Here is a 10456-nt window from a genome sequence, read left to right on the forward strand (position 1 = left end):
GGTGCCGTGTTACTTGATGAGCGCGATGGCGTCGGCGACCTGACCCGAGAGGGTGCTCGAGATCGGGGCCGAACCGGCGGCGTCGGCCGCGACCTTCTGGCCGTCCTCGCTGGTGACGTACGAGAGGTACGCCTTCACGAGCTCGCCCTTGGCGGCGTCCTCGTAGGACTCGCAGGCGATCAGGTAGCTGACCAGGACGATCGGGTAGACGCCTGCGGCGCTCGAGGTGCGGTCGAGCTTGATGGCGATGTCGCCGTCGGTGCGACCCTCTTCTTCGGGCGACTCGTCGACGATGGCGGCTGCGGCCTCGGCCGAGTAGCCGACGAAGTCGTCGCCGACCTTGACCTTGGCGACGCCGAGGTCACCGGCGCGCGAGGCGTCGGCGTAGCCGATGGTGCCGGTGCCGTTGGTGACGGCGTCGATCACGCCGGTGGTGCCCGAGGCGCCCTCGCCGCCGAACGCGGTCGGCCAGGTGCCGTCGGCCTCTTCGGTCCAGGTGTCGCCGGCCGTGGCGTGCAGGTAGTCGGTGAAGTTCTCGGTGGTGCCCGAGTCGTCCGAGCGGTGGACGGCCGTGATGCCCGTGCTGGGCAGGTCGGCGTCGGGGTTGTCGGCCTTGATCTCGGAGGCGTCCCAGGTGGTGATCTTGCCGCTGAAGATGCCGGCGAGGGTGGCGGGCGTGAGGTTGAGCTCCTTCACTCCGTCGAGGTTGAAGACGACCGCGATGGGCGAGACGTAGGCGGGCAGTTCGACGATGCCGGTGTCGGGCGTGCAGCCGGCGAAGGTGCTCGACGAGATCTCGTCGGTCTTGAACGCACGGTCGGAGCCGGCGAAGTCCGCGGCGCCCGAGATGAAGCTCTCACGGCCGCCACCCGAACCCTGAGGGTCGTAGTTGATCGTGACGTCGGGGTTGGCGGTCTGGAAGCCCGCGACCCAGGCCTCCTGCGCAGCCTGCTGAGACGAGGCGCCGATGCCCGAGATGGAGCCGGAGAGGTCGCTGGCCGATGCGTCGCCCGAGGGCGAAGCGCCGCCTTCGTTGCTGGCGCAGGACGCGAGGAGCATGGTTCCGACCGCGGCGATCGCGACGATGCTGCCGGTGCGCTTGAAGTTCACAGGGGGGTCCTTTTCGGGATGTGATGGCTGGGTGCTGTGGGCCAGGTGCCGACCCGTGCGAGACGCTACGGCGACGGGTTAACCACGGTCGCCTGCCCCGGTGAACGGAAGGTGAACGAGGGGGGAACATCGGCCCGGACAGGCGCGTCCGGACGGCGGTCGACCCCGGCCCGGTGCGGGCGGGGGTCGACCGTCTCGGCGTCGCGACGAGCCGAGGAGGCGCGGGTCAGGCGGCCGGGCCGTGCGTCTCGATCGCGACGAGCGCCGTGTCGTCGACCGAGACGTGCAGCACCGTGAACTCGGCCGTGCCGAGCGATGAGGCACGGCGCAGGTCGATGCGGTCGCCCCCCTTGGTGCCCAGCGAGATCTGGCGGATGACCTCGGGCAGCACCGGGCCGTGGCTGCAGATGACGGCCGCGGCCTTCTTCTTGAGGCGCTTCTTGACGACCCCGGCGACGTCGTCCGTGCCCTGCTCGAAGGCGTCCTGGCTGATCGCGTCGGTCTGCTTGACGCCGACCCGGGTCAGCTCGGAGAGGGGCTCGAGGGTGGCCAGACAGCGCGCCGCCGTGCTGCTGACGATGCGGGTGGGGGCCCAGGCCGCGATGACGGGGGCGACCGACCTCGCCTGGCGGCGGCCCTGGGGCAGCAGGGGGCGCGTGGCGTCCGAGCCGTGCCAGTCGGACGGCGAGGTCGTCTTGGCGTGGCGGAGGGCCACGATCGGGAAGGTGCGGGCCGTGCCCGTCGCCACCCGGTCGGCGAAGCGCTGCAGGACGTCGGCGTCGCGGGCGTAGGTCAGCATGGCCTTCGCCTTCTCGATGCCGACCCACTCGATGGCCGCGACCTCGTGGTTGGGCGTGAACGTCCCGGCCGCGGCGAAGGACTCGTCGGTCACCTCGGCGGACCAGTAGTGCACCACCTTGTCGCGACCGCCGGGCAGCAGGTACTCGGCCGTGCCGAGCGGGGCGCCCAGCGTGACCCGGTAGCCCGTCTCTTCGTGGATCTCGCGCACGGCCGTCTGCGGCGTCGCCTCGCCCGGGTCGACCTTGCCCTTCGGCAGCGAGACGTCGCCGTGGTGGTCGCGGTGGATCAGCAGCACCCGGACCTTGCCGTCGACCAGCCGCCAGCAGACGGCACCCGCGGCGACGACCGTCGTCGAGGTGATGGTCATCGCTTGGAGCGCTTCCGCTGCGTGATGGCCTTCATCTGGGCGTTCTGCAGATCGGTCAGCGAGCGGCCGTCGGCGTCACGCGCGTGGCGGGTCCAGGTGCCGTCGGCCTCGAGCCACCACGAGGCGGTCTCGTCCGACATCGCCTGCTCGAACAGGTCGGCGACCTCGGCGAGGTGGTCGGCCTGCGTCAGGCGCACCAGGGCCTCGACGCGACGGTCGAGGTTGCGGTGCATCATGTCGGCGCTCCCGATGAAGACCTGCGGGTCGCCGTCGTTGAGGAACCAGAACAGACGGCTGTGCTCGAGGTACCGCCCGAGGATCGACCGCACCCGGATGTTCTCGCTCAGGCCCGGCTCGCCCGGCTTGATGGTGCAGATGCCGCGCACCCAGACGTCGACGGGCACACCCGCCTGGCTCGCCTTGTAGAGGGCGTCGATGATCTGCTCGTCGACGATGGAGTTGATCTTGATGCGGATTCCGGCGGGTCGGCCGGCCTGGGCGTTCTCGATCTCGTTCTGGATCTGCTTGAGCAGACCTCGGCGGAGGTAGCGGGGGGCCACGAGCAGCCGCTTGAACTTCTTCTCGATCGCGTAGCCCGACAGTTCGTTGAACAGGCGCGTCAGGTCTTTCCCGACCTGGTCGTCGGCGGTGAAGAGCCCCATGTCTTCGTAGATGCGGCTGGTCTTCGGGTTGTAGTTGCCCGTTCCGATGTGCGTGTAGTGCTTGAGCGTGCCCTTCTCCTGGCGGATGACCAGGGCGAGCTTGCAATGGGTCTTGAGCCCGACGAGGCCGTAGACGACGTGCACGCCGGCCTTCTCGAGCTTGCGGGCCCAGGTGATGTTGTTCTGTTCGTCGAACCGCGCCTTGACCTCGACCAGCGCGAGGACCTGCTTGCCCGCCTCGGCGGCGTCGATGAGCGCCTCGATGATCGGGCTGTCGCCGCTGGTGCGGTAGAGCGTCTGCTTGATGGCCAGCACGTTGGGGTCGGCCGCGGCCTGTTCGAGGAACGCCTGCACGCTGGTCGCGAACGACTCGTACGGGTGGTGCACGAGGATGTCCTGCCGGGCGATGCTCGCGAACATGTCGGGCTTCATGTTCGGCTCGGTCTGCTGCAGCTGCACGGCGGTGGTCGGCAGGTGCTTGGGGTACTTGAGGTCGGCCCGCGGCATCTTGGTGATCTCGAACAGGCCGGCCAGGTCGAGCGGGGCCGGCAGCTTGTAGACCTCTTGATCGGTCACGTCGAGTTCGCGCACGAGCAGCTCGAGCGTGACCGGGTCCATGTCGTCGGTGATCTCGAGGCGGATCGGCGGACCGAACCGGCGGCGCAGCAACTCGCGCTCGAGGGCCTGGATGAGGTTCTCCGACTCGTCCTCGTCGACCTCGACGTCCTCGTTGCGGGTGACGCGGAACACGTGGTGCTCGACGACCTCCATGCCGGGGAAGAGGTCTTGCAGGTGGTTGGCGATCAAGTCCTCGAGGGGGATGAACCGCACGCGCCCGCTGTCGTTGTCGGGCAGCTGCACGAAGCGCGGCAGCATCTGCGGCACCTTGAGGCGCGCGAACTCCTGTCGCATCGTCTTGGGGTTGCGGACGCGGATGGACAGGTTCAGGGACAGCCCCGAGATGTAGGGGAAGGGGTGGGCCGGGTCGACCGCCAGGGGCATGAGGACGGGGAAGATCTGCTCGGCGAAGATCTCGCGCATGCGGACCCGGTCGGCCTCTTCGAGGTCGGACCAGTTCTCGATGTGGATGCCCGCGTCGTCGAGGTCGGGCTTGACCAGGTCGAGGAACGCCCGGGCGTGGCGCTCTTGCAGCTCGTGGGCCTTCCGGTTGATGTCGGCCAGCACCTCGTTCGGCCCGCGCCCCACGTTGGTCGGCACGGCGAGGCCCGTCGCGATGCGGCGCTTGAGGCCGGCGACCCGCACCATGAAGAACTCGTCGAGGTTGCTCGCGAAGATCGCGAGGAAGTTGGCCCGTTCGAGCAGCGGCGTGGTCGGGTCTTCTGCGAGCTCGAGCACGCGCTGGTTGAACGCGAGCCAGCTCAGCTCGCGGTCGAGGTAGCGCTCGGCCGGCAGGGTGCCGTCCTCGAAGCTGACGATCTCGTCGAAGTCGTCGAGGAAGTCGGGGGTGACGCCGGCGCCGTCGACGCGGGGTTCGCTGCTGTCCATCGCACCATCGTGCCACCCCCGACCGCCCCGCAGCGTCGTCCCGGGTAAACGCGAGATGACGTGTGGACACCCGGGCGCGGGGGAGGAGCGGTCGAGCGGACGACGACGCCCCCGCCGGGTGGGCGGGGGCGTCGACGTACTGGTGGTGTCGTGCCTACTTCTCTTCGTTCTTCAGGGCGAGGCCCAGGGCGAAGAAGGTCGGCGCCCAGTGGCCGATGAAGATGCCCCAACGGTCGGACTGGGCCTTGTCGGACGAGTCCTTGCCCTGCGAGGCGATCCAGGCCACGAGGGCGATCACGATCGAGGCGAAACCGCCCCAGTAGGCGTGCTTGCTCTGGAGGCCGAGATCGGAAAGGAACTTGACGGGGTTCATGCTGTTCTCCTGACGATGGGATGCGTGCCTTGCGCGGTGCCTCAATCCACTCCCCGGTGCTGGGAGTGCGGTGGCAGGTCGGCTCGGTCCACAGGAGTAGGTGCCGTCGCCCCGCTTCTGTACCCCGGTTGTACCCCTCGGGTCAGGTGAGTGGCGTGGCGACGCTCGAGGTGAACGTGGCGCCGTCGGCGGTCACGTCGCTGATGAGACCGCCCACCCGCACCGGCACGGGGGCGAGCGAGCCGTAGACGCCGCTGTTGCCCGCAGCGTCGACGCCCTGGGCGGTGAAGGAGGCCGAGCCCGGAGTCGTGGTGGTCACCGTCCACCCGCCGTCCTGCCAGTCGCCGACGGTGAACTGCGGCGCGGACTCGAGGGTCCACTTCTGGCCGGAAAGCGTGTACCGACCGGACTCCGTGTCGTACAGGCCGAAGCTGCAGCCCTCGGGACGCAGGTCGGTCGAGGCGATGCAGCCCGCCACCCAGGCGTCGACGGCCGCGGTCGCCGCCTCGGTGCCGGCGGGCGTGAGTGCGGTCGTGAGCAGGGTCGGTTGGGCGATGGCGTCGGCGCCTTCGACCACGGCCGTGGCGGCGGTCGCCGAGTACGACTCGTTCTCGGCGGCGAGGGCGACCTCGTAGCTGCCGGGGAAGGCCTTGAGGCTCACCGATCCGTCGGACCCCCGAGTCACGGGGGCCCCGTCGACGGCGATCTCCGCCGATGCCGGTCCGGCGACCTGCACCGAGACCGTGCCGAGGTCGACCGGCTGGAGCGCCCATCGGTCGAAGAAGAGCAGATCGCGCCCGTCGCGCACGAGCGTGAACTCCTGGGCGTGGGTCGACCCGTCGCCGCGGTGCACGACGGTCTCGACCTGTGCGTCGTCCCCGTCGGTCGAGACGGCACCCACCTGGAACCCGTCGACCCGGTCGCCGGCCGCGGCATAGGCCACGTCGGTCAGCAGCACGTCGCCCTTGGCGACCTCGGTGCCGTCGAGCGCGAGGGCGCGTTCGACCTCGCCGGCCTGGACGGCGCCGAGGTAGTCGCGGACGGTCGCCTCGGGCCGGTGGGAGGCGCTCATCGTGGCGAACGTCACGGCACCCGCCACGACCAGCACGAGCAGCAGGGCTGCGCCACCGATCAGGCCGATCAGCAGTCGTCGACGTCGTGCGGCCTCTTCGGGCGTCCTCGGTGCCGGGGGAGTCGGAGCCTGCGCGTACGCGAACTGCGAGGTCGGCTGGCCCGAGGCGTCGTACGGCTGCTGGTACGCCCCCTGCGGCTGTCCCTGGTCGCCCGGCTGCGGCGAGGAGCCGTAGAGCTGGTCCCCGTAGCCGGTCGCCTGGTGCGGGTTCCCCTCGGGCTGCTGCCCGTACGGCAGTCCCTGGTACGGGAACGCGGCGGGCTGCTCGTGGCCCCCGGCAGGTGCCCCGTCGTGCTGCGGCTCGTCGTGCCCCTGGTCGTCGCCGTCCGGTCTGGTCTGATCGGTCATGATGCCCCCTCGATCGCTGTCATCCGATCCGCAGCATATCGGTGGACCGGAGGGGACCGCACCCCCCGAGGACGGGCCGTGCCCGGGCGGGGTTCAGCGGGTGAGGGTGTACTGCACGTCGACGGCGTGGTCCGTGAACCCGCGGGCCGCGTAGAGCCGGAGGGCGGCGGTGTTGTCCCCTTCGACGTACAGCGCCGCGGTGCCGGCACCGCGCTCGGCGAGGCGCGCGAACCCGGCGTCGACCACCGCGCCTCCGAGTCGTTCGCCCTGGTGGTCCGGCGAGACGCCCACCGCGTAGAACTCCCCCGGCTGACCCTCGTCGAGCTTCAGCCAGCAGAAGGCCAGCAGGTCGTCGCCGCGCCAGAGCAGGAGGAAGTCGTCGGCGTCGAACCACGACTCGGCCTGCCGGGCGTCGAGGTCCGCCTGGACGAGCGAGCCCTGCTCGGGGTGGTCGGCGAACGCGCGGGCGTTGAGGTCGAGCCAGGCCTCGTCGTCGACTCCCGGCCGGAACGAGGCGACCCGGTCGGCGTCGCGGAGGCGGGGCGCACGGGGTTCGGCGGGGACGTCGGCACGCTGTTGCAGCAGGCGACGGGTCTCGGCGAGGCCGAAGCGCGCGGCGAGCACGCGGGAGCCGGGGTGGTCACCGTGTGCCCAGAACAGCAGCGGGCCCTCGGTCTCGTCGACGAGTCGTTGCAGCAACTCGGCACCGCGACCCTGTCGGCGGTCGTCGGGATGCACGACGAGCTCGGCCTCGCCCTCGCGCAGCACCGCCGCGGCGTGCGCGTCGCCGACGACGGTCGCGACGCCCGACCGGACGTCGACCAGGGTCTGGTCGGAGAACGGCGGGCTGCCGTCGGCCGTGGTGGCCGCTCGGGCGAGCGTGGGCACGAAGGAGGCGCCGGTCGCGTCGGCGGCGTCGGTCACCGCGACACCGTGTTCACGAGACGACCGCCTGGGCGTCGTCGTCGTAGACGTTGAACCGGTAGCCCACGTTGCGCACCGTGCCGATCAACGACTCGAGGTCGCCGAGCTTGGCCCGGAGTCGTCGGACGTGCACGTCGACCGTGCGCGTGCCGCCGAAGTAGTCGTAGCCCCAGACCTCGCTGAGCAGCTGTTCACGGGTGAAGACGCGGGAAGGATGCGTGGCGAAGAAGCGCAGCAGCTCGAACTCTTTGAAGGTGAGGTCGAGGGGGCGACCGTGCACCTTCGCCGAGTAGCTGGCCTCGTCGATGACGACACCGGAGGCGTGGATCTTCGAGCCGTTCTGCGACTGGGCGAGGCGACCGGTGACCAGTCGGATGCGGGCGTCGATCTCGGCGGGGCCGGCCGTCTCGAGGATGACGTCGTCGACGCCCCACTCGCTGTTGACGGCGGTCAGTCCGCCCTCGGTGAGCACCAGGACGAGCGGCACCGTGACGCCCGTGGTCCGCAGGATCTTGCAGAGCGACTTGGCGCTGGCGAGGTCGACGCGGGCGTCGACGAAGATCAGGTCGCTCGAGGGGGCGTTCACCAGTTGCGCGGGTTCGGCCGGGATCTGCCGGGTACGGTGGCTGAGAAGGGCGAGAGACGGCAGGACCTCGGGGCCGCCCGCAGACGTCAGTACCAAGAGCTGCGCCACACGACCTCCAGTGAATGTACTGTCGAGCAGTCTAAAACATGAGACCCCGCCACTCCGACCATCCGATGCTAGGGCAGGTCGGCAGAACGGCGGACACGAACGAGGGACGAACGGTGCAGACAGGCGAACGAGACGTCGACGCGACGACGGCACGGCTCAAGCCGATCACGGTCGTCCCGGTCTGGGCCGCCACGCTCGTCGTGGCCGTGCTGATCGGCCTGCGGTCGCCCGCCTCTGAGTACTGGGACCATGTCGTCCTGGCCCTCGGCGGGGCCATCGTCCTCACCTTCGTGCTGCAGCTCGCCACGAGCCAGAAGGACGGCCTGGTCTCGCGAACGATGCTCAGCACTTGCGGCAGCCTGGTGATCCTGGCCGTCGTGACGGGCGTCTTCGCACTCGTCTGAACGCCCGACCCCCGGCTCGTCTGAACGGTCGCCCCGAAGGGCTGGGCACGTTCGCGGTCGCCGGGTAGGCTCGACGGCATGGATTCCCTGCTCGCACTCGAGGTGTTCTACATCGGGCTCCTCGGCCTCGCCACCCTCGCCATCGGCTTCGTCTCGGTCGTCGTCCTGCTCAAGTTGTTCAAGGGTCAGCGCTGACCGCTCCATGATCGACATCCCCACCGACCTGCCGTCCGAGCTCGTCCCCCTTTCCTGGTTGATCGGCGTCTGGCAGGGCACCGGCGTCGTCGACTACAAGATCGGCGAGGGCGACCCCGACTCCGAACCGGGCACCGAGCGTCGCACCCACGAGTTCGGGCAGCGCATCAGCTTCAGCCACGACGGCCTGCCCTTCCTCAACTACAGCTCGTTTACCTGGCTGCTCGACGACGAGCACACGCCACTGACGAGCGAGACAGGCTACTGGCGGCTCGAACGTCCGGCCGAGCCGGGTGACCGCGGCCCGGGCATGCTGCCCGGCGTCGGAGTCCAGCCCTTCACGTCGGCCCGGGCGGTAGAGATCCTCCGCACGCCCGACGACGGCTTCGGCCTCGAGGTGCAGATCGCCCACCCGACCGGCGTGAACGAGCTCTACCTCGGACGGGTCAAGGGGCCGCGGATCGACCTCGCGACCGACGCCGTCGTCCGGTCGAGCAACGCGAAGGAGTACTCGGCGGCCACCCGCATGTACGGCCTCGTCGAGGGCAAGCTCTTCTGGGCCTGGGACATCGCGGCCCTCGGGCAAGAACTGCGCTCGCACGCATCCGGGCAGCTGGCGCGCGTTGACTGACGTCGGCGGCCCGTCCCTCGCCACCACGGGCCCCGTGGTCTCGCCCTTCTCGTCCCGTGACGGCTTCGTCGACGACGGCTCGGGCGTGGCGTCCCACTACGGCAATCCGCTCGGCGAACAGCGGCTGCTCGCCCGGGGGGCGGCGATCGTCGACCTCTCCGATCGTGGCGTGCTGACCGTCACGGGGCCGGACCGGCTCAGCTGGCTCAACTCGCTGACGAGCCAGGCCCTGGTCGGTCTCGCGCCGGGCGTCTCGACCGAGACCCTGCTGCTCGACGCCAACGGCCGCCTCGAGCACGCCGCCCGCGTCCTCGACGACGGCGAGACCACCTGGCTGCTCGTCGACCGCACCGAGGTCGAACCGCTCGGCACCTGGCTCGACCGGATGCGCTTCATGCTGCGCGTCGAGGTCGTCGACCGCACGGCCGACGTCGCGACGATCGGCTCGATGCACGACCTGCTCGACGGCCCCGACGGCTCCGACGGCTCCGAAGGCCCTGACGGCTCTGCTCCGATCGTCCCGGTCCTGACGTCACACGACACGGCGCTCGTGTGGGTCGACCCCTGGCACGAGGTCGCGGCCGGCGGTCACAGCTACGCCGACTCCGACCGTCACCCGGGTCACGACTGGACCTACCGCGAGAGCCTCGTCCGGCGCTCCGACCTCGACGCCCTCGCCGCGTCGCCGGCCGACCGGCTCGCCGTCGCGGGCACCCTCGCCCTCGAGGCCCTGCGCATCGAGGCCTGGCGTCCCCGGCTCTCGACCGAGGTCGACGAGCGGACCATCCCGCACGAGCTCGACTGGATGCGCAGCGCCGTCCACCTCACCAAGGGTTGCTACCGCGGGCAAGAGACCGTCGCCAAGGTGCACAACATCGGTCACCCGCCGCGTCGGCTCGTCATGCTCCACCTCGACGGCAGCGACGGCGTGCTGCCCCCGCGCGGTGCCGAGGTCGTGCTGGCCCCGGTCGCCGGCGGTGCCCCCTACGCGGCCGCCACCGCAGGAGGCGCGGTGTCCGATCCCGAGGCGACCGCACCCAAGTCGGTCGGGCACGTCACGAGCGTCGCCCTGCACCACGAGCTGGGCCCGGTGGCCCTCGCGCTCGTCAAGCGCGGCACCGACGAGGCCGCACCGCTGGCCGTCGTCGTCGACGACCTGATGATCGCCGCTGCGCAAGAGATCGTCGTGCCCGCCTCGGCTGGTGCCGCCGCAGGCGTTCCCCGGTTGCCGCGCCTCGGCGCCGTCCGCCGCTGACGGCCTGGTGACGCGGTGCACCCGGGCCCGGTCGTGACCGGGCCGACGCGCGGC

Annotated in this window: 10 protein-coding genes; 3 read left to right on the forward strand and 7 right to left on the reverse strand. The window is 70.6% G+C overall.

Annotation, left to right across the window (positions count from 1 at the left end; all coding sequences use genetic code 11):
* Positions 1-9: 9 nt before the first annotated feature.
* The 7 genes from IFT36_RS07500 to IFT36_RS07530 form a co-directional block, all read right to left on the reverse strand.
* Positions 10-1110, reverse strand: coding sequence for a phosphate ABC transporter substrate-binding protein PstS (locus IFT36_RS07500; protein WP_369700715.1), 1101 nt, complete (start codon positions 1108-1110; stop codon positions 10-12).
* A gap of 226 nt (positions 1111-1336) precedes the next feature.
* Complete coding sequence (locus IFT36_RS07505; RefSeq protein WP_056043236.1) at positions 1337-2278, reverse strand: NUDIX hydrolase; 942 nt, start codon at positions 2276-2278, stop codon at positions 1337-1339.
* A complete protein-coding gene (locus IFT36_RS07510; RefSeq protein ID WP_056043235.1) occupies positions 2275-4446 on the reverse strand; it encodes an RNA degradosome polyphosphate kinase in 2172 nt (723 codons plus the stop codon). The genes IFT36_RS07505 and IFT36_RS07510 overlap by 4 nt, the downstream gene beginning before the upstream one ends.
* Before the next feature lie 154 nt (positions 4447-4600).
* On the reverse strand, positions 4601-4819 hold the full coding sequence (locus IFT36_RS07515; protein WP_054146872.1) for a hypothetical protein: 219 nt from the start codon (positions 4817-4819) through the stop codon (positions 4601-4603).
* A gap of 142 nt (positions 4820-4961) precedes the next feature.
* Positions 4962-6299, reverse strand: coding sequence for a proline-rich domain-containing protein (locus IFT36_RS07520; protein WP_200412792.1), 1338 nt, complete (start codon positions 6297-6299; stop codon positions 4962-4964).
* A gap of 93 nt (positions 6300-6392) precedes the next feature.
* A complete protein-coding gene (mshD, locus tag IFT36_RS07525) occupies positions 6393-7223 on the reverse strand; it encodes a mycothiol synthase (protein ID WP_159827662.1) in 831 nt (276 codons plus the stop codon).
* A gap of 13 nt (positions 7224-7236) precedes the next feature.
* Entirely contained in the window at positions 7237-7917 is a 681-nt protein-coding gene (locus IFT36_RS07530; RefSeq protein WP_056043227.1) for a winged helix-turn-helix domain-containing protein, read from the reverse strand.
* A 113-nt stretch (positions 7918-8030) separates the two neighbouring features.
* Between IFT36_RS07530 and IFT36_RS07535 the strand changes: the two genes are divergently transcribed.
* From IFT36_RS07535 to ygfZ, 3 genes are all read left to right on the forward strand, one after another.
* Positions 8031-8321, forward strand: coding sequence for a hypothetical protein (locus IFT36_RS07535; RefSeq protein ID WP_056043223.1), 291 nt, complete (start codon positions 8031-8033; stop codon positions 8319-8321).
* A gap of 202 nt (positions 8322-8523) precedes the next feature.
* Positions 8524-9147 (forward strand): heme-binding beta-barrel domain-containing protein, encoded by a 624-nt coding sequence (locus tag IFT36_RS07540; protein ID WP_043597230.1) that lies wholly within the window; start codon positions 8524-8526, stop codon positions 9145-9147.
* Entirely contained in the window at positions 9140-10402 is a 1263-nt protein-coding gene (gene ygfZ, locus IFT36_RS07545) for a CAF17-like 4Fe-4S cluster assembly/insertion protein YgfZ (protein ID WP_207114235.1), read from the forward strand. Before IFT36_RS07540 ends, ygfZ begins: the two co-directional genes overlap by 8 nt.
* Positions 10403-10456 lie beyond the last annotated feature (54 nt).

Origin of the sequence: Frigoribacterium sp. CFBP 13605 (assembly GCF_014839405.1) — a bacterium.
Taxonomy (GTDB): Bacteria; Actinomycetota; Actinomycetes; order Actinomycetales; family Microbacteriaceae; genus Frigoribacterium.

Bases quoted from the DNA above. Each gene is read 5' to 3' on its own strand.
- IFT36_RS07515 (WP_054146872.1), bottom strand. From the start codon at position 4,819: ATGAACCCCGTCAAGTTCCTTTCCGATCTCGGCCTCCAGAGCAAGCAC.
- IFT36_RS07540 (WP_043597230.1), top strand. From the start codon at position 8,524: ATGATCGACATCCCCACCGACCTGCCGTCCGAGCTCGTCCCCCTTTCC.
- IFT36_RS07520 (WP_200412792.1), bottom strand. From the start codon at position 6,299: ATGACCGATCAGACCAGACCGGACGGCGACGACCAGGGGCACGACGAG.
- IFT36_RS07505 (WP_056043236.1), bottom strand. From the start codon at position 2,278: ATGACCATCACCTCGACGACGGTCGTCGCCGCGGGTGCCGTCTGCTGG.
- IFT36_RS07510 (WP_056043235.1), bottom strand. From the start codon at position 4,446: ATGGACAGCAGCGAACCCCGCGTCGACGGCGCCGGCGTCACCCCCGAC.